The sequence below is a fragment of the Hafnia paralvei genome, from assembly GCF_020150375.1.
GTDB classification, from domain to species: domain Bacteria; phylum Pseudomonadota; class Gammaproteobacteria; order Enterobacterales; family Enterobacteriaceae; genus Hafnia; species Hafnia paralvei.
Genome location: NZ_CP083737.1, coordinates 460,054 through 481,895, shown reverse-complemented (window position 1 = coordinate 481,895; position 21,842 = coordinate 460,054). Strand labels below are relative to the sequence as shown.

At 49.1% G+C, this 21,842-nt stretch carries 17 protein-coding genes and 2 pseudogenes; 6 read left to right on the top strand and 13 right to left on the bottom strand.

Annotated elements, in window-relative coordinates:
* Positions 1-3 precede the first annotated feature (3 nt).
* The 8 genes and pseudogenes from tssB to K9N75_RS02115 form a co-directional block, all read right to left on the bottom strand.
* Positions 4-528: a type VI secretion system contractile sheath small subunit gene (tssB, locus tag K9N75_RS02150; RefSeq protein WP_224452170.1), complete on the bottom strand. Its 525-nt coding sequence runs from the start codon at positions 526-528 to the stop codon at positions 4-6.
* A 75-nt stretch (positions 529-603) separates the two neighbouring features.
* On the bottom strand, positions 604-1,620 hold the full coding sequence (gene tssA / locus K9N75_RS02145; protein ID WP_224452169.1) for a type VI secretion system protein TssA: 1,017 nt from the start codon (positions 1,618-1,620) through the stop codon (positions 604-606).
* 11 nt (positions 1,621-1,631) lie between these two features.
* Entirely contained in the window at positions 1,632-2,348 is a 717-nt protein-coding gene (gene tagF, locus K9N75_RS02140; protein ID WP_224452168.1) for a type VI secretion system-associated protein TagF, read from the bottom strand.
* A gap of 16 nt (positions 2,349-2,364) precedes the next feature.
* Complete coding sequence (gene tssM / locus K9N75_RS02135; protein WP_224452167.1) at positions 2,365-5,985, bottom strand: type VI secretion system membrane subunit TssM; 3,621 nt, start codon at positions 5,983-5,985, stop codon at positions 2,365-2,367.
* A gap of 2 nt (positions 5,986-5,987) precedes the next feature.
* Complete coding sequence (locus tag K9N75_RS02130; protein WP_224452166.1) at positions 5,988-7,226, bottom strand: DotU family type VI secretion system protein; 1,239 nt, start codon at positions 7,224-7,226, stop codon at positions 5,988-5,990.
* 17 nt (positions 7,227-7,243) lie between these two features.
* Positions 7,244-8,587 (bottom strand): type VI secretion system baseplate subunit TssK, encoded by a 1,344-nt coding sequence (tssK, locus tag K9N75_RS02125; RefSeq protein ID WP_224452165.1) that lies wholly within the window; start codon positions 8,585-8,587, stop codon positions 7,244-7,246.
* A gap of 28 nt (positions 8,588-8,615) precedes the next feature.
* Positions 8,616-9,119: a type VI secretion system lipoprotein TssJ gene (tssJ, locus tag K9N75_RS02120; RefSeq protein ID WP_224452164.1), complete on the bottom strand. Its 504-nt coding sequence runs from the start codon at positions 9,117-9,119 to the stop codon at positions 8,616-8,618.
* Between the two features lie 23 nt (positions 9,120-9,142).
* Positions 9,143-9,633 (bottom strand): annotated as a pseudogene (locus K9N75_RS02115) (SH3 domain-containing protein).
* Positions 9,634-10,695: 1,062 nt separating this feature from the next.
* Between K9N75_RS02115 and K9N75_RS02110 the strand changes: the two are divergent.
* Together K9N75_RS02110 and K9N75_RS02105 are read left to right on the top strand one after the other, a co-directional pair.
* Positions 10,696-10,950: pseudogene (locus K9N75_RS02110) on the top strand (DUF4942 domain-containing protein); the annotation flags it as partial.
* Between the two features lie 376 nt (positions 10,951-11,326).
* Positions 11,327-12,082, top strand: a complete 756-nt coding sequence (locus tag K9N75_RS02105; RefSeq protein WP_114445331.1) for a 4'-phosphopantetheinyl transferase family protein — start codon at positions 11,327-11,329, stop codon at positions 12,080-12,082.
* A 240-nt stretch (positions 12,083-12,322) separates the two neighbouring features.
* Here K9N75_RS02105 and K9N75_RS02100 read toward each other — a convergent pair whose 3' ends face one another.
* A complete protein-coding gene (locus K9N75_RS02100) occupies positions 12,323-13,447 on the bottom strand; it encodes a hypothetical protein (protein ID WP_008814798.1) in 1,125 nt (374 codons plus the stop codon).
* A gap of 493 nt (positions 13,448-13,940) precedes the next feature.
* On the opposite strand from K9N75_RS02100, the gene K9N75_RS02095 reads away from it, so the two are divergent.
* Genes K9N75_RS02095 through spt form a run of 4 tightly spaced genes read left to right on the top strand, consistent with a single transcriptional unit; the run spans position 13,941 to position 18,030 of the window.
* Positions 13,941-15,668 carry a fatty acyl-AMP ligase gene (locus K9N75_RS02095; RefSeq protein ID WP_224452163.1) on the top strand — a complete coding sequence of 576 codons (1,728 nt, stop codon included), beginning with the start codon at positions 13,941-13,943 and terminating at the stop codon, positions 15,666-15,668.
* Positions 15,665-16,579, top strand: a complete 915-nt coding sequence (locus K9N75_RS02090; RefSeq protein WP_008814796.1) for an NAD-dependent epimerase/dehydratase family protein — start codon at positions 15,665-15,667, stop codon at positions 16,577-16,579. Before K9N75_RS02095 ends, K9N75_RS02090 begins: the two co-directional genes overlap by 4 nt.
* 31 nt (positions 16,580-16,610) lie before the next feature.
* Positions 16,611-16,871, top strand: coding sequence for an acyl carrier protein (locus K9N75_RS02085; protein WP_016361112.1), 261 nt, complete (start codon positions 16,611-16,613; stop codon positions 16,869-16,871).
* On the top strand, positions 16,858-18,030 hold the full coding sequence (gene spt / locus K9N75_RS02080; RefSeq protein WP_008814794.1) for a serine palmitoyltransferase: 1,173 nt from the start codon (positions 16,858-16,860) through the stop codon (positions 18,028-18,030). Before K9N75_RS02085 ends, spt begins: the two co-directional genes overlap by 14 nt.
* A 76-nt stretch (positions 18,031-18,106) precedes the next feature.
* Here spt and lptG read toward each other — a convergent pair whose 3' ends face one another.
* The 4 genes from lptG to K9N75_RS02060 form a co-directional block, all read right to left on the bottom strand.
* Positions 18,107-19,186, bottom strand: coding sequence for an LPS export ABC transporter permease LptG (gene lptG / locus K9N75_RS02075; RefSeq protein ID WP_224452162.1), 1,080 nt, complete (start codon positions 19,184-19,186; stop codon positions 18,107-18,109).
* The gene (gene lptF / locus K9N75_RS02070) at positions 19,183-20,253 is read right to left on the bottom strand and encodes an LPS export ABC transporter permease LptF (protein ID WP_224452161.1); all 1,071 of its coding nucleotides are present in this window, start codon (positions 20,251-20,253) and stop codon (positions 19,183-19,185) included. Before lptF ends, lptG begins: the two co-directional genes overlap by 4 nt.
* Positions 20,254-20,382: 129 nt before the next feature.
* A complete protein-coding gene (locus K9N75_RS02065) occupies positions 20,383-20,943 on the bottom strand; it encodes a YtfJ family protein (protein ID WP_064575249.1) in 561 nt (186 codons plus the stop codon).
* Positions 20,944-21,011: 68 nt separating this feature from the next.
* A complete protein-coding gene (locus K9N75_RS02060) occupies positions 21,012-21,839 on the bottom strand; it encodes a hypothetical protein (protein ID WP_039187788.1) in 828 nt (275 codons plus the stop codon).
* Positions 21,840-21,842 lie beyond the last annotated feature (3 nt).

Sequence of the window (21,842 nt, the reverse complement as noted above, 5' to 3'; positions counted from 1 at the left end):
CAATTATTCCTCGCTACCTTTCGCACTTTCATCATGTTTCGGCAACTGGCTCAGGGATTTGAGCAGCGTCGGATCTTGGAGAATTTTCGCGATCAGCTCTTCGGCTCCGTTTTTACCGTCCATGTAGGTCAGTAGGTTGGAGAGCTGAGTACGGGCTTCCAGCAGCTTGTTCAGCGGCTCAACCTTGCGGGCGACCGCATCCGGCAGGAAGTCGTCCATGCTGTCGAAGGTCAGATCCACGTTGAGCTTACCTTCGCCGGTCAGCGTGTTATCCACGTTGAACGCCACACGCGGCTTCAGGGCTTTCATGCGTTCATCAAAGTTATAGATGTCGATTTCAAGGAATTTACGTTCATCGACGGCCGGCAGGTTTTCCACCGGTTTACCGACCAGATCGGCCATGACGCCCATTACAAACGGCAGCTGAATTTTACGTTCTGCACCGTAGATCTCTACGTCGTACTCGATCTGCACGCGGGGGGCACGGTTACATGCGATAAATTTCTGCCCACTGTTACTCAATGCCATGATGTTCTCCATCAAAGATGCGCGGTTAAAGTGAAACGGCAGACTCCATGCCTGTCGTCATAATGCTTGGACGCGTCATTCGCGGCGTCCAAAGATGTTTTCCAGTTGGTTAACTCCGTCTGGCGCCAGGTCGCGAATAATGTCCATAAAGCTAAGTTCAGACAGCCGCTGCACCCGTTCAATCATCAGCGGTGCGGGGTGGCTCGGTTCGTACTGCGCGAAATACTGCTTCGCTTTTTCCAGCATCAGCTGTGCGTCGGCGCGGCTGGTCACCTGCACACTGCGCCAGTCCGCCACCTGCTGAACTGGCGGCGCGGCCATCGGCTGCGGCTCGGCATGTTGTTCAGCCTGCGGGTCATCGTTCGGCAGCAGCTTGCTGATATCGGTCACCTGACAGGCGATGGCTACCAGCCCGACGGTTTTCAGCAGCTGTTCCATCTCCGGTACGCCGCTTTCTCCAAGGTAGCCAGTCAGCAATGTACGAATGGCCAGCAAACGTTCGTTGATCACGATAACCGCCGCGGTACCGAGCTGATCGCCCCGGGCTAGCTCGTCAATCAGCCTTGGACGGCCACCGGGATAATCCGGACATTCCGTTTTACTGCCGTCGAGCAGGGCCTGAGCGTCCCGGAGTGAAATTTCATCGCCGTTTGATCGTAGCAGCGAGGCGTTGCGCACCGCCACGGTCAGATCGGATTTATCACTCAGCCCGGCTAGGGCGTTAATGCGGTAGAACGGATCGGTTTCTCCATACTCTTCCAACAGCGGATAGAGTTGCTCCCAGTAGCGGGACAAGGCTTCCTGCACCAGCAGCAGCCCGTCGGCGTACCCTGCCAGCCCGCGACGGCGCGTCCAGGCATGGGTTAACGCCAGCATGACGCGAAGATCTTTGGTGCGACTTAGCAGGCTGGTGGCGAGATTTTCTACCGTATTCCAGTCCGCAGGTTCAGCCGGGATGATGGTGTCGCCGAACTGCTGTTCGGCTTTGCCTTGGCTTGCCTGCCCCATGGCCTGGAACTCGGCGTCGTATTCAAGATTGTCGCCGCAGGGATTATCTGGGCTTATCGGTGCGAGAAATTCATCGATGTTCATAAAGTCCCTGCTTATTCAAACATAGGCGGATAAAGACCGTGACGGCCCGGTCGTGCACCACCTACCGGATCGAACAGCAGCGTAAAGAGCTGCCCGGTAAAGTTCCCGCTGTGTACGTGGGTATAAAGCGGGTAGCCGTCACTGCGGTTCGTCCACCAGTAGCTGGTCTGGCGCAGCGGATCAAAACACTCTGCTGCCTGTGGCCAACCCAGCGTGTTCTGGCCATCGTCGTCATAACCAATCACGTCGAGGATGTCTGAACGCTTTTTCGGTTCAACCGGCTGCGGGGCTGGGATGGTCATTAACATGTCATCAAGCTGCGAGGCAGAAAAACTGTTCCGCACCACGTGCAGCCCAAGACGGCCAAGCTGCTGGTACCAGCTTTCAGCCTGCCCGAGCAGACGCGACGACCACTCGGCGGGGGTAAAGCTCAGTTGAATACAGACCGGATAGTGACGGCCTACGCTATCACGTCCCGGCAGCAGGCATCCCATCTGGATCATCTGGCTGCCCAGCATTGGCGGGACGACAAAGTTCCATACCGGAGCTTTGGTAAACTGGCGCTCGCCGCTTCGCTGCTCTTCCTGCTGCCAAACCAGCAGGCCGACCTGAAACCAGTGTGACCACTGGCGCTGCAGGGTGTCAGGAAAGCGACGCTGCAAAAAGTCACCGGCGCTGGGTAATTTGCCATACCAGCTGTAGCGGTTCATCGCAGGGGTATTCGTCATACGGCTGTCCTTGCGGTTATGGGCATGAGAAACGGGGAAGCTGGAACGGATTGCGAATGCTGTTTGGCGCAAACTCCAGCGTGACCTGATGACCGTCGACGTTGAAGGTGGCCTGACGGCTCAGGCTACCCGCGCCAGAGCTGGTCCGGGCTTTATCAAAAAAGCGGTTCAGCGCCCAGGAGCCGTTGGTCACCAGCGATGCCGTGCTGCCATTTGCCAGCCCGAGCTGCATGCGCACCTGGTTGGTTCCGCCGGGTCCCGGCCAGTTCATGATCTGCACCGCCTGTGGGCCGTGGCTGTAGCGCAACAGTTGGCCGTCGACATCCAGCGTCAGGTTGAGAATGGTGTTGTCCATCCGCACGGTGCGTACCGTGACCTTGAAAGACGGCGTGGTGGTGCCATTAGCAAAAAAGGCGTCGCGGATTGACTGTGCCTGTTGGAACGGACGCAGCAGCCCTTCGCTTCCCGGCCGAGTTTTACCGTCGATGCCCGGCATAAAGCGCCAGTTTGCCTGGGTCGTGTCGACTTTGTTGGTCAAGTTGTCGCGGAAAAAGGTATCCATCAGCCCGGTGCCTGGCGCGAACATGCGGGCGAGATCGTCAGGGGTGACTTCCGTGCTGGCGCTATGCACCAGCGGGTAGTGACCGGCTATTGCCTGACGACAGAAACCGCCCACTTCAACGTTGATTCGCTTACGTACGTTTTCCAGATCGCGGCGCTGTGTATCACTGCTGGCACCCACGGCCATATTGCTGAACATAGTTTGCAGCCCACCTGGCAGACGCCCCGCGCTGGCCTGCAGGCGGCTTATCGCATCACCTCTCGGTGCAGGCATACCGCTGTTGACCGCGTCCTGAACGGCGGTCAGGTAGCGATACAGCTCATCCACCTGCTTGAGAAAATCATCAAAGACTATCGTCTTCCCGCCTTTCTCCAGCGGCTGCGCCAGCTCAATCATCGGCGCATAGTGGTCAGTCACCAGCTGTTCCGGCGCCTGTACCGCCAACGCTCCCTGCGTTGGCGCCGCCTCGTTATTGCTGAACAGCGCTTTCAGGGTACGGGTGGCGCGGTTGCTCTGCTCTTCCGCTTTCCCAACATCAGCGGGTGCGGGGACATTGCGCGACAGCGTCAGCACCTGGCCGAGGTTCTGCACCAGACGGCGCAGCGGTGAATTTGGACCGGAAAGTAGACGCGCGGTGTTGATGCGCTGAGAAAGATCGGCGCTGTTATTCAGCTGAATATCAGCAAGAAAGCGATCCCAGTTAATGATGAAATCGCGCATGTAGAGCTGACGCACCGTGTTATCGATCTGCTGTTTGTCTTCCTGATCGGAGGTCGCCCCCAGCACCCAGGCGTCATCTTCGTGCAGGGCCTTGGTGACGCTGGCGATCTGGCCGTTGAAGCTTTGCCAGTAGCCGTCCGGGGTATACAGACCCGGCACGCCCTCACTCACCGGCTTGCCGCTTTTACCGGAAAAGACCAGCTCGCTCTGCGGTCCGCCTAGGTCGGAAAGCGAAACCGGCTTCAGGTTCTCATCATGCTCCAGCAGTCGCTTCAGGCGCCTATACACGCGGGTGGAAAGCGGCTGCTGATTGATAAGCGCGCGTTCGCGGGCGACCAGCGCTTCATCCTGCGCATACGGCGAAGCCTGAATCTTCGGCTCCAGCAGCTGCGTCAGGTGCCATTCAAGCTGCTGAAGCTGCGCCTGCGTGACGTCCTGCGGCAGGTTGAGCTGCAGGTTGAGCATGACCCAAGAGTGCAGGAATTTACCGTCGTAGTGCTTCGGCTGATACAGCATCTGATAGGCCTTTAACGCCTCATAGCTGTACTCCACGTCGCTGCCGTTATCATTGCGCAGCCAAGTGGTGATGTGCATCGCCACGGCGGGCAGCAGCATTTGGCCCAGCGCTTTCTGGTACAGAGACTGCGACGCGTCGCTAACGTCATCCCCGCGGTAAAGACCCATACAGCGGGAAACTGGGGGGTCGTTAACGTCAAAGACATCGCTCTTCGGCAGATCTACCAGACCATTAAGCAACGGCAAGAGTGCAAACAGATCGCGCTGGGGCTGATTTTGCAGCGCCTTGCTCTCCTGCTCCAGCAGCGGCACCTTCGCATCCACCTCTTCCAGATAGGCTTTATTTTTGACGTAGCTGGTCAGCCATAAGCCGCTCAGGATCACCAGAACAGCGAGCAGCGCCGCATAGCCGGACCAGATCGCCGCGCGATTGCGCAGCTCCCACCAGCGGTTTTCACCAGCAATGCCCGCTTCCTGGAAAATGACGTTTTGCAGCAGATTCTTAATGAAGAAGCTCTGCCCCTTCGCCCCTGGGATCGGCGCTTCTTTGCTGACCGAATCCCAGCAAGTACTCTCATCCCCTTCCGGCAAGGAGAGCGCGCGGTTCAGTTCGCCCATCACGCGGTCAAACGGCATGCCTTCCTGCGTCCCGCTGGCAAAGTAGATGCCGCGAGGAGAGAATTCAGTTTCGAAGTTTGAGCGGGCAAAAACCGTGCTCAGGTAGTCCGCCAGCAGCGGGCGCAGCGCGGCAAACTCCTGCGGGAAGAGATAGGTTTCCGCACGGGTTTTAGCGTCGTGCTCTGTAAGCATGGTCTCCGGCAGGCCCGCATCTAGGCGCTGCTGGAGCAGAGAAAACTCTTGCTGGAAGTTGCCCATCAGGTCGTAATCGGCGTATTTGGTCTGCTCCCACGGCAGCGTAAAGCCCCAGATCTGGTCACGCTGGGCTTTGTCGTAGTCGGCAAACCAGGCGCGGAAGCCTTTGAGCAGGTCAGCCTTGGTGACCATAACGTACACAGGGAAACGGATGCCCAGTTGCTCATGCAGTTCGGACAGACGCTGGCGCAGGTTCACCGCCTGCTGGCGGGAGGCCTCGGCGGACTGGGTGAGCAGGTCCGAAATGCTGATAGTGATGATCACGCCGTTGATCGGCTGGCGGCGACGATACTTACGCAGCAGGTTGATAAATTCCAGCCACTCCTCGGCGTCCTGGACCTGCTCGCTCTCCTGAGTGGTGTAGCGGCCCGCGGTATCCAGCAGAACGGCTTCGTTGGTGAACCACCAGTCGCAGTTACGCGTGCCACCAATGCCGCTCAGCGCGATTTTACCGAAGCGATCCGCCAGCGGGAATTGCAGCCCGGAGTTCGCCAACACGGTCGTTTTACCGGAACCCGGCGCGCCGATAATGACGTACCACGGGAGCTGATACAGGTACTGGGTGCTGAAACGCTGCGTCCACTGCGAGCCATGCCCCGCTTTACTAAAGTGAGCCTTTTTCAGCATCTGTACAGCTTCGTCGAAGCGACCGGCGAGGATCTGCTCCTCGTTGTTCAGCCGCTTCTGCGGATCTGCCGCATCCGGGGCCGAGGTATTTTCATTGAGCTTGTCCATCAGCTTGCGGTTCAGCCAGGCGTTATACAGCCGTGGCAGAATGTGGCTTTGAGCCCAAATCAGGTACACCACCGCAATGCTGATGGCGCGGTTTTGTTCAGATTCGAGTGGCTGGGTATCCACGATGGACAACAGCGGACCAATCATCCAGATCACCGCCGCGAGCGCCGTTACGCCTAGGAAGCTCCACAGAATGCGATTGGTCAGAATGGAAAGAAGAGTAGTCAGCATCCTTAGTTTCCTTGCGACAATCCGTTCAGCTCAGCCTGAGTATTTTCAGGCGACACCAGCAGAGTGATTTCCACACGGCGGTTACGGGCGCGGTTTTCAGGCGTATTGTTCGGAGCCTCCGGGTTAATCTCGCCTCGCCCTTCCGCTTTCACTCGTTCAGGCTGGGAGAGGTTTCCCTGCAACTGTTTTTGCACAGACCGAGCACGCTCAAGTGAGAGCTCATAGTTGGAGGCAAAGCGTGCGCTGCGGATCGGCACGTTATCGCTATAGCCCACCACCAGAATTTTGCCGCTGACGTTATTCATCGCCTGAGCAATGCGGTTGATCACTGGTTCATAGCGGTCGCGCACCACCGTGGAAGCGGAAGCGAACAGCCCGTCGCCTTTCAGGATCACCACGCTGCGATCCGCCTCATCCCTCACCGCGACCAAACCAGCCTCGATTTCAGGCTTCAGGAAGCCGCGTAGGTTCAGCACCGCCGGCAGGTGGCGAGCTGGTTGCTGGATGGTAGTTTCCGGTAGCTGAGACTGGTAAATCTTCGCCAGCACCGGACTGGTGCTGTCACCCAGACGCCAGTTAAGCACGATATAGAACAGGCAGGCGATAAAGCCGACCAGCGCGACGCAGGCCCAGAGAGGTACCATCGGGTGCCACAGCTTGCGCAGCACAGGACGATCTTCCGGATGCGGAGAGAGCGGCGGTGGATAACTACCCCGAACGCTACGGATCATCTGCCACAGACGCTGTTTGATGGTCTCAAGCTGGGTACGGCCGTTATCCAGCACCCGATAACGCCCTTCGAACCCGAGCAGCAGGCAGTAGTTGATCATCTCCAGCAGCAGAATATGTTCACGCGGGTTCTGCGAAAGACGCGCCAGCAGCTGGAAAATCTTCTCGCCTCCCCAAGTTTCGTTATGAAACGTGACCAGCAGCCCGCTGCTGGACCACACACCGCTGCTTCCCCAGGGGGTGAGCGCCGCGGCTTCATCCAGCGCCGTACACAGGCAGTAGCGTGCGCCAACAATCACTTCATACGGCAGCCCTGCCTGCTGGCATCGCACTTCAAACCGACGAATTTCGTCGATCAAACGCTGGCGCAACGCCACCTGATCGTCATGGGAAACCGAATGACGGATTTGCGGAATTGCATTAAGCAGCGGGTTGGCGGCTGCTACCAGCTGATTATTGCCACTGGCTCCGGTAAACACAGCATCACTGCCGGTATCCTGTCGTTCCTGCATATTAAGCGCTCGCTTTATTATTCAGTCGGGCTACGGATGGCCCAAAACTCCATATCAAGTCCCGGAAACTCCCCTGCGAGATGCAGAGCGAACGCACCGGACTTATCCATCTCGAGCCACAGCTCACTGCCCTTCTCCAGCTCGAAGTAGCTGTAGCCTGCATGCCAGGGAATTTGCGGCGGCGCAACCGGCATCGCGCGAAGCATAATGCCTGGGAGCTGCAGCTGAACTAGGTCGCGAATTTTGGACACTGGCGCCACTTTCATCTGTGCTGGGAAATGGGTTTGCAGGTGTTCGCTCGGCACGTTAGCCTTAACCGCCAGCACGAAGCCAAACTCGCGTACCATGCTGGTCTCTGGTACGGTCGCGATATTTAGACCATGGGAGCGCTCGTTGAGCGACAGCTGGATAGCGTGATCTTCCATCACCAGCGACAGCCCCTGACGCAGCATGAGCATCAGCTTGCTGAAGCAGATCGCCAGATCGTCATGGTCATACACTGGGAGCACACACTCAGCGTTACGCTGCGCGGTCCAGGTGGCAAGCTCGGTGGCAAATGGCATCCAGCTGCGCCACAGCGCTTCTGGGTGAAGCAGTGGCAACGTTTTTAAATGGGAGATTTCGCCCAGATGGCGATTAACCAGCGAGAGCAGCGTGAACTCTATCAGTTCTGAAGTGTTGAACCGCCCCGGCTGGCGCAGACGCCCGCCAATCTGCTGGCTACGCTGCACCAGTAAACCATGCAAGTCGTTAATCATGCTGTAAAGCTGCGGGCTATTGTTGGCATTCAGCATCGGCGGAATGTAGCTGTTATCCTGACGCACGTGGTTGTCGTTGCGTTTTTCGGTCACAAACACCACGCCGATAGCCGTCCATTCTGCCGTCAGATCTTTTTCCAGCATCAGCGTCAGGCGCAAACGGCCAAACTGTACCGTGGCATCCCCCACTGACATGGCGTTGTCGTCTTCCACGTCCTGTTCAAAGGCGAGATACCGCGCCAGCGAGGCCTGCTCTTCAGTGAAAATCACCTCTTCTCGCTCACCACGGCGAACCGGCAGCGCGAGCACCACCTTCTCATTGGTGAGATTGTCAGGGATTTTCAGCGGCACCGGGCCGTTACGCCCATTGCGTACCTGAAAGAACGTGCCATCAGGCAGTAAACCACTGCAGTAGCTCAGTGCAATGCAGCCCTGGCGAAGCATCGCTTCGTCCAGCTCAACGTCGAGAAAGCCCCACAGATACGATCGCTGCAGCGCCCCCCATTCACGAATGCGGTTCAGTAGGTAACTTTCTGTCCGCTGAAAATGGTGCGGACGCAGGAACATGCCTTCGGTCCAGACGACCTTTTCTGCTTTAGTCATGATGATATGTTTCCTGTTATGAAGCGCGTTACTGGCTGATGACTCGGATGCCGTTCACGTCAAGATAGACGCTGGCAATGAGCTCATCTGCGGACCACTTCCAGAACTGGTAGAAGTGGTTTTCACTGGGAACAGGCAATGGGATTGAGACGCGCCATTTTTTCCCGTCCAGCGTCTGATATTCCGCCATCACGCTGATATAGCGTGCGTCAGGCGAGCTTTGTCCACTCAGGGTCTTCGAAAGCTGACCCGGCATCAGGAAGAACACATCGCTGTTCAGCAGATTGGCACCAAGCGTGGCTGACGCGTTGTTCTGCAGGGAATAGAAGTCGCTGGACATGAAATCCGCATCGGATTTCAGCAGCAACACTCTGACTTTAAGCGGCGCAGAATCATTGATTTTGGGGTGAGCCTGAAACTGCAGATTGTAGCGGGAGGGGTCGCTGTGTGAAGACGACGAACAACCACTCAACAGGGTGAAAATCACCGCAAAAAATGCTAACCCGATCTTATGAAACATTTTTGTATTCATAAAAATACGCTATTGAAACCCGTTTAGTTCAGGATCCAGGTACCGTTTGCGCTGTCTTTGCAGGCTTTGCTGTTGCCGTCGACGTCAACACAGGTTGCTTTCTTGCGCGCTTTTGGACGCAGCGCCTGTTTACGCACGGTGGCTTCATACTGGTCGGCCTTGATCACGGCGCGCATCGGGACGTAACCAATCAGCTGCTCATTCCCTTCGTCGGCAAGCGACATCCAGAAGTGTTCAACCTACCCCAGCACCACGTAGGTTTTACCGGTCTCCAACGTACGGATGACTTTTCCGCCGTAGTCTGGACAGCTCATCAGAGAGGCGGGATACATGGCGCGATAAGACTCGTTCACCGGAGTGAACTCGGCCGGCGGTAGGACAACATGACGGTGAGTTAAGGTGACGCCGTTAACCTGGTCACGATGGTATCGTCATTGATTACAGGTTTCTGCGGCGCTTTACAGCCCGCCACCGCCATTACAAACAGAAGTGAAAACAATATGCGCATTTTCATATTCTTTTCCGTAGCGATATTTAGATGATGGAGAGAGAGGGGATGAAGTTTAACTTAGGGGCTATTGTTAAAATAATCATGATGTTTTCTCAGTGTTACTATTTAAGGGAGTAGCTACTTAAGGGCATAGCTACCGCACGAGTCTCTTACAGAATAACCCCCAGTAAGCAAAGGATATGGAACGTTCCTTAGCCAACGAAATCATGAAGTGTAACAAAATATTACAAATATCGCATTTAACAAAAAATTATCATCACTATGATTTATAGGAATTTTCCAACAATATCCATCTAAAGCATGTGGGATAAGCGCTCAGTAAATACTCAATTTAATTTAAGAGCTAGAATCATGCCAAACTCCACCAACAACTAGAAAAGTCTGATTTTTTATTTTTATAAAAAGATGAGAAGCAGGACGCGACTGAACATGTGAAAAACTGACGACATATCCGGAACGTCACCTTTTTTATTATTCACTTAAATAATACTTATTGTTTTTGTCAGACGAACGGAGTTGCAACGACTGGACTTTACGCATATCTCATACCAGTGCCAGCGATATGAATATCTCAGCCGCCGGTGAGCGCGACTCGGAACAACAACCTTTCGGGTTGCAGAAAGACAGAAGTGGACAGTGATGAGCTTTGCAGCGGGTTGAGAACGGTTGTTTCACTGCTCAGGTGGTAACGCGATCCGATTCGACTCCAGCATGACAGCCGACAGGGTATGAGCCTCAAAAACAGCCATACAGGCTGACAAGCCGCCATTTACAAGAATTTCAACCGGTGCAACGAGTTTACCCCCATCCGAAAACCCAACGGTCAGCGCCGACTTTCTGACTAGCAGTGCATCCGTATCACTGTATTCCTGAACCAGGAGAGCTTCATTGTCCCAGTCCCCGTCACTCACCACTGCATTGACTCAACCCTGCGATTTAAGCTGTTCCATAGCGTACGTCAGCCGGTACAAATTCGACTGCGCTGACACTGGTCCGGTGCACGAAGACCACAGATATTCAAGACGTTGATGTAAGCGGCAAGACCTTTGTTACGCCCCAACGCCAGTAGCTGACCTTGAACGCATGTTGATGATCCTTGATGGAAAGCCTATTCCCGATAATCGCGCTGATGTCACCTGCCGTCTCGGCGACCATATCAATGAAAACCGGTACAGCAATCGTTACGATGACGAGATGTTTGCGATCAAATATTTTCAGAAGGGAACTGCGCATATTACGTTCAAACAACCAGAACTGGCCGATAAGCTAAACGACATCATCACCCAGCACTATCCGAGGGCGCTGCCCACTAAACGCTGAGGAGGCTAATTATGGTATCATTTTCAAATACTGATGGTGCGCACTGCGATTCCGTAACGGGTCACTACCCCTGCCATCAAGTAGTATTCCAATGGGTGTCAAAATTTCCGTTTAACCGTCAAATTTTGACGCCTTACATAAGGGGGCCTTAATGGGAGCCTAATTATTTATGCAACACGATAAAAAACATTACAATCAACGCATTTACGCACCCAAATTGATTCCGAGTCTGGGCACCACTATTTAGAAAAACCCGCCTATGGCGGGTTTTTTGCTTTCTAGAATCGACTCCCTTCATCAAACGCCATCCAATTCTTTATCGCAAACCGCGGCCTTCAAGCTATAATCGCAGTCAGTGACTAATCGTCGGATCTCCATGTTTACTCTATCAACAATCCACACTGCGCTGCCCTTCCTACACCGTATCGACGTGGGAGTAGTCACTCTTTTGCCTGAGTTGAGATACTGCCAAATTATGTATGACAGTCATTATTATCAGGATGCGTTGTTCAGAGAGTTAGAGATCCCCTTTCCCGAGATTCTAAATAACGCTTCTGTAAAACGGCGCGCAGAGTATGTCGCAGCTCGATATGCTGCGAAGCTGTTACTAGACAAGGAAGGATGCCACGACAGCGTTGGTAGTGCTTCGAGTCGCGCACCAATCTGGCCAGACGGCTGGGGCGGGAGTCTTTCTCACACAGATAAGTTCGCGATCGCATTAATGGCGCCACTAAATTCGGCTCTAACGCTGGGGGTCGATATTGAAATGCTAATCTCGAAATCCATTAAAAAAACCGCTCATATATTCACTACGCCATTGGAACAAACGCTACTTGCAGCCTGCAATATTTCTTATGAGACTGCGCTATTAATTACATTTTCTAGCAAAGAAAGTGCATTTAAAGCGCTTTATCCTGAAGTAAACCGCTCATTCGGATTTGAGGCTACCCGAGTGTGTCAGATAGACATGTTAACTCGCAGTATTACTTTGGAGCTGACGCAAACCCTGTCCTCTCATCGGGCTAAAGGAAGCTTGCTGACCTGCTATTTTGACTTGCAGGACGACAAAGTTATTACTTTTATAGCCGAACCGACAATGAAACCATATAAAGCAAATGGTTATTGTAGGTAAGCCGAAGGGGTAATGATCTATGAAAAATCCGAAGACCTTCGCTAAGTGTCATGGCTAAAAACCTTACTAGCTATTAACTTCACCGTACCGACTTCATTTTAGCGATACTCAAAATGTGACTATCTATTTTTAAAAAATGATAGCCGCATACCGCGACTTAGATAGGTACCGAACAATCGATACATTGTAAATTTCGCCTTCATCAATACATTCGTCTTCATCAATACATTGGTATAATTGCTAAAGTTGCTTTTCATATAAGCGATACTGTTTATAAGGCATTGCACCAATACGCTCCAGAATGGTACGCATCCCTGTGTTTGACTCAAGGATCCAAGACATCTCTAAGGCTTCAATTTTGCGCTTCGCAAATGGGTCACGTAATGCCTCTATTAACAGAAGAGCAATTATCGGCCCTATACGACTAAATTGATATTCTTGGCGAACGCCCATCAGTGGTACTCGTGCAGTGCGCACACCGCTGATTTTTAAACGCCAAAGTAGTTTTGCCCAGCCAAAAGGGAATAAACGTCCATTAAGATCGGCAATAGCTTCATTAATGTTTGGTAAACCAACGATAAAAGCACAGGGCACAGAATCGATCTCCGCAATGTAAATCATATCATCAGGTACTAGATACTTTAATTGAGCCCCCATTGTGGCAAACTCGTGCTCGGTAAAAGGTACAAATCCCCAGTTATGCTGCCACCCAGAATTAAAGATTTCCTTCATAACCTGCATTTCATCGTCGAATTGCTTACGCTTAATGCAGCGAACAGTCACTTTTTTGCGTACCTGCTCCATAAGCTGGAGCAATGAAGGAGAAAAATATAATTCGGAACAACGCATCCAATAAGCCAGCAGATCTACCCCTTTCTCATACCCTTGCTGCCTAATGTTTGTTTCATAATATGGTTTACCATGTGGCATCATTACGCATGGTGGAGTATCGAAACCATCAATAAGCAACCCACTTTCCTGATTGATATTCAGGCTAAAAGGCCCCGTAATCTTTCGCGCACCGAAAGATTTTAGCCACTCTTCTGCAGCAGCAAACAATGCACTGAATACCTCGCAGTCATCGATGGCATCAATCATTCCAAAATGCCCTGTATCTTCGCCATACAGTTCACGATGCAGGGTATCAATTTGTGCAGTTATTCGGCCAACGACTATCTCATCTTTTTTGGCCACCCATGCTTGCCATTTAATGTGTTCAGAACCTGGATTTTTCTTAGAAAGATGCTCAGCACGTTCAACAAATAAAGGAGCAATCCAGTTGGGATCATGTTTATATAGCGTGGATGGAAAAGAAATGAAATCCTTAAGGTCATGCTCATTCATAACCTTTTCAATGCGAACCATAAACAGCCTTAATATATTTAACACATTAGAATATACAATAATCCAGCCGGTATTGTTATAACTGCGATATATTGTTGTTGGTTTTCTCTCATTGGAGAATTAATACAAACAAATACTTTATGAAAAAAACATAAATAAATCACTAGGTGGTGAGTTCACGTTAATGAATAAACATGATTATTTTTTACCACTAAGTGCTGTTACAATCTCTGAGAAAGCATTTCTAAATAGGGAACCATTCACTTAATTAATAACTTATAAGTCCCTATGATAAATATAAATCATTCACATGGAGAATGTTACTCATTAATTAACAACATTACCGATATATCAGAAACCCATTATTACAATAAAAGATATTCCTTACAAAAAATAATGAAATTAGAAAAACAACTCTATACCTAAACGGTTATATAATTTACATTATACTCTTACTAGAAGTTAGTTTTTTATTATCCAATGACTTTAAATTAAAACATTCTCATGGTGTAGTATGTCCAATAGAATCTCGACTCATCCTATGCGCTATGCAGACTTTCCAACTCTGGTGGAAGCTTTGGACTATGCCGCACAAGGAAGTGCAGGAATGAATTTTTATGATCGCCGTAATCAACTTGAAGCCGTATTGGAATATCGCGACCTACAATCAAAAGCGATTGCAGGAGCACGGCGGTTGCTGTCCTTAAACCTAAACAAAGGGGATCGCGTCGCTATAATTGCCGAAACAAGTGTTGGTTTCGTCGAAGCTTTTTTCTCCTGCCAGTATGCCGGCTTAGTTGCTGTGCCTCTTGCCATTCCTATGGGGGTGGGACAAAGAGACTCTTATACAGCTAAACTTCAAGGCTTATTAGCGAGCTGTAAACCTGCTGCAATAATCAGTAGCAATGAATGGCTATCACTCATTAACGTTGTCAATATTGATTCACCCACGATCCATATTCTCAGTAACGAAGATTTTAATGCGTTACCTGAAATGGATATTGAGTTACAGCTACCGTCACCAGATGATATTGCCTACCTCCAATATACTTCAGGCAGTACGCGTTTTCCGCGTGGGGTAATAATTACTCACTGCGAAGTCATGGCTAATCTGCGTGCTATAAGTCATGACGGTATCAAATTGCGTGACGGTGATCGTTGCATATCATGGCTACCGTTCTATCACGATATGGGATTAGTCGGTTTTCTATTGACCCCAATGGCAACTCAACTGTCCGTTGACTATTTGAGCACTCAAGATTTTGCTATGCGACCAATGCAGTGGCTGAAACTAATTAGTAAAAACCGCTGTACCGTCTCCGTGGCACCACCTTTCGGATACAATTTATGCCTGCGCCGCGTAAATGATAAAGATCTTGCTGAACTTGATCTCTCCTGCTGGCGCGTAGCTGGGGTTGGCGCTGAACCTATTTCTGCCGAGCAGCTAAATCAATTTGGCGAATGTTTTAGTAAGGCACATTTTGACAGCAAGGCCTTTATGCCATGCTATGGCCTCGCTGAGAATGCGCTTGCAGTTAGCTTTGGCGAAGAGGCAATAGGTACTCAGATAAACGAAGTTGACCGTGATATTTTAGAGAATCAGGGTCGAGCCGTTGCACCAACTAAAGGGACCCGAGCTGTTTCTACTTTCGTGAACTGCGGTAAGGCGCTTCCAGGTCACCTGATTGAAATTCGAAATGAAATTGGTATGCCTCTACCTGAGCAAGAAATTGGCCATATCTATATATCTGGCCCCAGCCTAATGAGTGGCTATTTCCAAGATCTTGCGTCACAAAGGGACATTAAATCCACAGGATGGATGGATACCGGAGATTTAGGTTATCTGCTAAATGGATATTTGTACGTCACAGGCCGTATAAAAGATCTGATTATTATCCGAGGTCGCAATATATGGCCTCAGGATATTGAATATATTGCGGAACAAGAGCCAGAAATTCATTCAGGTGATGCAATCGCATTTGTTACCTCGCAGGAACAAATTATTTTGCAAATCCAGTGCAGAGTCGGCTCTGAACAACGTCGCGCGCAAATCGTTCATTCACTCACGGCTCGGATTCAAAGCGAATTTGGTGTTTCTGCTGATATAGAACTATTACCGCCACATAGTATTCCACGGACATCCTCAGGTAAACCGGCTAGGGCAGAGGCCAAAAAACGTTATTTGACGGCTTTTGCAAATACACTGAGTCCGCAGATGCAAATGGCTGATTGTGCACAATGAACAAAATCGTGGCAGTAACAGGTGGAACTGGCTTTATAGGTCAACATATTGTCAATAACCTGCTTTCTCACGGCTTTAATGTTCGAGCGTTAACCAGATCTGCACGTAACGATACTCGTACCAATATCAGCTGGGTTCGCGGTTCGCTGGAAGACTCTTACTCACTCGCAGAGCTTGTTGATAGCGCAAATTTTATAGTCCATTGCGCAGGCCAAGTCCGCGGGCACAATGAAGATGTCTTCACTCAATGCAACGTCACTGGCAGCCTGCGCCTTATGCAGGCTGCCAAAGAAAGCGGAGTTTGTGAGCGCTTTCTGTTTATGTCTTCTCTTGCAGCTCGCCATCCTGAACTATCTTGGTATGCAAACTCTAAACGTGTTGCCGAGCAACAGTTAACAAATATGGCTTCAGGTATTTCGCTGGGAATTTTTCGTCCTACTGCGGTTTATGGCCCTGGAGATAAAGAGTTAAAGCCCTTGTTTAGCGGGATGTTACGTGGCGTTCTTCTACGATTTGGCGCGCTTGAGACTCGGCTATCACTCCTTCATGTGAGCGATTTAGCCGAAGCCGTTAGCCAATGGTTAATGGCCGAGCAGCCACAGGCTCATTCTTATGAATTATGTGATGGTGTTTCTGAGGGCTATGACTGGAGGCGTATTCAAGAAATCGGTGCCACGGTACGTAATGGCTCAGTGCGATTAGTTGGTATCCCTTTGCCTTTACTCAAACTCGTTGCCGATATTAGTACTCTAACAGGCTTTTTAGCAGGAAAAGAGCCCATGCTGACTCGTTGCAAAATCCGTGAATTAACACATTTGGACTGGTCTGCGAGTAATAAACATCTGTCCGAAAATATTAATTGGTTCCCTAAAATTAGTCTAGAGAATGCATTACGCAGCGGGCTATTTTAATTATCTTGATAATAGGTGTGTCAATAATTCTATGTTAAATCGAAAAATAGTGATGGACTATACCCTCTCCTGCTTAGAGGGTATGGTCGAAAGCGGATTAGATATAAAACCTGACAGTGATCTGGTTAACGATCTTGGTTTGGAATCTATAAAAGTCATGGATCTGCTGATGATGTTAGAAGACAGATTTGATATTTCCATTCCTATCAATATATTGCTGGATGTCAAAACACCCGCACAATTACTAGAAGCCTTAATACCATATTTGGAGAATACCAATGGGCCTTTATGATAAATTTTCACGCCTGGCGAGCGAGCGAGAGCAATTTTGTACATCAGGTATAAATCCATTTGGCACTCGTATTGATGAAGTTTATTCCGCAACTGAAGGACGTATTGGTAATCAAAAGGTCATTCTGGCTGGTACCAATAATTATCTGGGATTAACCTTTGATGCTCAGGCGATTGCCGACGGACAGGACGCATTAGCCACTCAGGGAACGGGAACAACCGGTTCTCGCATGGCGAACGGTAGCTATGAATCACATATCGCTTTGGAACATGAGATTGCTGATTTTTTTGACCGCCCTAGCGCTATTGTTTTTTCTACGGGCTATACCGCAAATTTAGGGATAATCAGCGCACTGGCTGGTCATGGCTCTGTTGTATTGCTAGATGCCGATAGCCATGCCAGCATCTATGATGCTTGTACACTGGGTGGCGCTGAAATTATTCGTTTCCGTCACAATGATGCCAAAGATCTTGAACGCCGGATGATACGCCTCGGCGATCGTGCTCGAGAGGCAATCATTATCGTTGAAGGCATCTATAGCATGCTGGGCGATGTTGCTCCACTCGCTGAAATTGTCGATATCAAACGACGTCTGGGCGGATACTTGATCGTAGATGAAGCTCATTCTTTTGGTGTTATGGGTGCGACCGGCAGAGGACTTGCTGAAGAGGTCGGCGTCGAGCAGGATGTCGATATCATTGTAGGGACATTCAGCAAAAGCTTAGCGTCTATTGGAGGCTTTGCCGTCGGTTCTAAAGCAATGGACGTTCTGCGCTATGCAAGTCGTCCATTTATTTTTACTGCATCACCGTCTCCATCGTGTATTGCCTCTGTTCGCTCAGTCCTAAAAACCATTGCAAAACACCCAGAACTCCGCCAAAAGCTGTGGAGCAACTCACATCGGTTGTATTCCGGGTTAGAGAAACTTGGCTATGAGCTGGGTTCACATATTAGCCCAGTTGTGCCAGTAATCATTGGGCATAAAGATGATGGCTTACGTATCTGGCGCGAGCTAATAGGCCTAGGCGTCTATGTTAACCTGATTCTGCCGCCAGCAGCGCCAGCCGGTATCACGTTATTGCGTTGCAGCGTCAATGCCGCACATACTGACGAACAGATTGATGACATTATTCAAGCGTTTGCAAAGCTAAAAAAGTGATACGACGTAAACAAGGGTACCGTTCTAGTTCTTTCCTGCCGGTATAGCAGCAAGTTATGTAATCTCTAGAGCGGTATCAGTGTCGCTGATCAAATTGATAAACCAATATTAAAGCGATAGCTAAAATAAATGCCGGAGGAGTAAGCGTAACTATTGCGGCATTAAGGGAAAACAATAGCCCTACATTCACAACGATTTGGTAACTAATATAAGTAAAGAGTCCAACAATGACACCAATGGCTAAGCGACTTCCTAGTCCTGGTGAACGCGGAACGCTAAAGGTGAATGGGATTGCCAGTAAAATCATGGCTAAAGTTAAAATAGCGCGTCCTAGCTTTTGCCATAACGCTATCTTAAATTCAATGCTCGGCTGATCGGTATTCTGCAGATAGGTAATATATTGGTTGAGCTGCTTGATAGAGAAAGTACTACTCGGCATAGTCAATTCTTTCAGAGTCATGCCGGTAAATATCGATTTCCACTGTAAGCTTTCTTTCGTCTCTACTGTTTCTTTCCCGCTTACCCATCTTTTTTCATTGATGCCACTCAGCATCCATATATTGCCATCAAGAATGGTTGCTTTTTGCGCATAAATATAAGACTCCAGAGAGCGATCGGGGCGATAGTAAAAAATCTCAACGCCTACTGGCTGATTATCCTCACTCAGAGACTTCACCGTAACAAATTCATTCCCTTGCCTTGCCCACAGGATGTTTCCCACACTATCGTTGCTTTCATCTTGAGCAATCGCGGCATTTTTCATTTGCAACGCGCGCTGCTCTAATGGGGAGGCGATCCACTCATTGATTGCCCCCAATGATACGGTTAGCATCAGGCCCGCACACAATGCCACTATAGATATCCTAAAGATTGAAAATCCCGTAGTGCGTATTGCCGTTAACTCCATGCTCTTCGAAAGCTGGCCAAGCCCCACTATCCCGCCAAGTAGCGCAATAAAAGGGCCAAGATCAATGAGGCTTCGGGGTAATGTCATCAAGACAACCACAACAGCCTGCGTCCAATGATATCCTCCAGGACTGACGTCATCGAGCTCATTCATAAGATTGAAAGTCGTAAATAGCGGGATTAATAGCCCCGCCGCGGCGGCAAATCCTATAAAAATATTGCGAATTAAGTAACGACTGAATATTTTCATCGAAATAATTTCTGCAGCAGTGAAAAATCACGAGCTATCAACACCAAGACCCCAATAAACATAAGCATTGGCACTAACCATACCCCTGGAGTTACAGAGAGATAACCACTGGCAACCAGTGACCGGCAAACATTGCCGCCATAAAAAATAACAGTAAATAATATTGTGAGTGGAAGCAGCGTTGAAAAACGTCCCTGACGTGGTTTGACGCGACTTAAAGAGATAGCCAACAGCGCCATTAAAAATGCATTTACCCCACGACTTTCTCTCCATTGCACCTCTGCATAATCTGCCGGATCAGCAGAACGAATGAGGGCTATCACGGATTTTGCTTTACGTTTTGCATCCACACTCAGATTGAGCGGTTTAAGATCCAACGTGAGATTACGATAAACTCGTTCGCTGTCATCAGTGCCTTGATGTCTCAACGTATAGCCCGTGCCTGAATGCAATATCACTGAAGGCGTTATCGGTGAAGGATTGGTCACGTCTACCGTTTTAGCTCTATAGACACTGGTTTTATTTCCTGATGAGGTATAAATCAATACATCAGTCAAATGATTAGAGTCTGGATTAATTTCTTCAGACAGAATCATTCGGCCACTATCATTAATATTAAACATTTTCGCGCGTAAATGACTGACATCTAACTCGGATTGAGACTGTTGCTCCAGCTGATAAATTTGAGCATAAGCCCAAGGTCTCGCATACATAGACATCAGCGTTACTAATATACTTAACGGGATAGCAAGGAACATAACTGCTTTATACAGACGTATCGGACTGGCTCCAATAGCAGAGATAGCGGTAATTTCAGAGTCAGTATACAACTGCCCAAGGGCAACACCGACTGAAACATAAAGCCCAACAGGTAACAGCATCTCTAGAGCAATCAATACCTTGTAAAATACAATATCTAGTACAACTTCCAGAGCTAACGTACCATTGGCCGCTTCAGTCAAATACCGCTGAGCTGAATAGCTGGCAAAAATAAAGATAAGAAAGCCAACAATAATGACAACCAAACGGCGAATTTCGGCCATGATGTAATGCTCAATTAATTTCATATACTACGAACACTCCACATAGCCTAAAAAATATTTAGTCGCGGCTAAACAAAAAATATTCAGCATATTGCTGAAACAAAATAAATCATTCGCCTATAGCGCCATTTAAAATATTATCTGAATGAATATTTACTTTTCATCAATCAGTTTCTGTACCATTGAAAGCACTCGATGTACTTCCTCCGGCGTCAAGCTTCCATCTTTAGCCCACTGAATATGCCCAAACTTATCCAGAACTAGAATGGTTGAGCTTTCTTCATTAAGCTGCCACGTTTTTCGCCCTAATCCATCACTATCTATAATAAATTGCGCCCAGGAATAACGCCTTTTATTTTTTTCAATTTTGCCAAGTACGAAAAAGCCTGAACCTAAGATCACATCATCCGTATTGACAATAGTCGTCGGCTGGAAGCGATCGCTTGGAAAGTTCGCGTTCTTGATGGCTTTAATCAGCATTGAGTTTTTCTTTTTTGCAGAGGTACGCCCAGCGATATACTGTACCACGCGAACTTTTCCCACAAGTTCAATACTACTCCAACATTTATAGCTAACGTCATCATTATTCAGCAGTAACTCGCCGCGATCGGTAATATTGATTGGCAAAACTGGCTTATCAATAACAAAATTATGCGCTGATACCCAGAGCGGACATAACAGGAGTGAGGCGATCAGTAATCTACGCAACGCCATAATGCATCCTTTATTCTTGCGTTCGAACGCCCTGATCTTCATTAAATATAATATGATGAAAAATTTTTTTACAATGGGTAACGAGAGAGAAGAAGTTCTAACCGCGCTCGAAGATCACAATCTAAAACGGAAGGAGCATCATAAGACTTTAGATTCTCCATATCATCAGCCACCATTTCATCATGTCTGTCCCCCATCAAACCATTAATAGCGGCTAAGAATCTGGAAATCTGTAGCGCATCCTGATTATTCGGATTAATAGTTCTTAAGGTGTCATAATAAGACACCAACCGACTAATAATTTTCCGCACATCATGAAACTCCTCTCCAGTTAACTGCGGTTTAGCTACCAATTTTTGTAATGTCTTCATTTGCTCTTGGCAATAAAGAATAAAACCATCCGCTGTATCTAATTGGCTATGACGTAAAGAGCAATGCACGAAAATCCAGACAGGTGCGTTTAAATGATAGACCCGTAATACTTTCCCGTAAAATGTAATAATATCCTTCTGTTTATTACGAAATCCATCTTGAAAACGCCCGAGAAATACGGTCATCTTGCTAAATAAAAAGCCTGACTGATGTTTCTTTCTATAAAGTTGTTGGGCAAAACGTAAATGCTTGTAGCGTGCGCGAATATATTTGTACTGCTTCTGTTCTTTTTCAGATAACTCACCGTTCTTTAGTTGATTAAGAATCAGGCGCAGCAAGTCCTTACGCGTGACACCATCCTCCCAAAACTGCAGGCATAATGCATAATTGTTCTTAATCACTTCCTGAGAGCATTGCAAATCAACAATCTGCGGCAAACTAGCATGTGAATCAACGACGTCATCTTCCTCTACCGCAGTAAATAAACGCTCTATAACCTCAGGTGAGAACTTTTTATTGGCCATTTA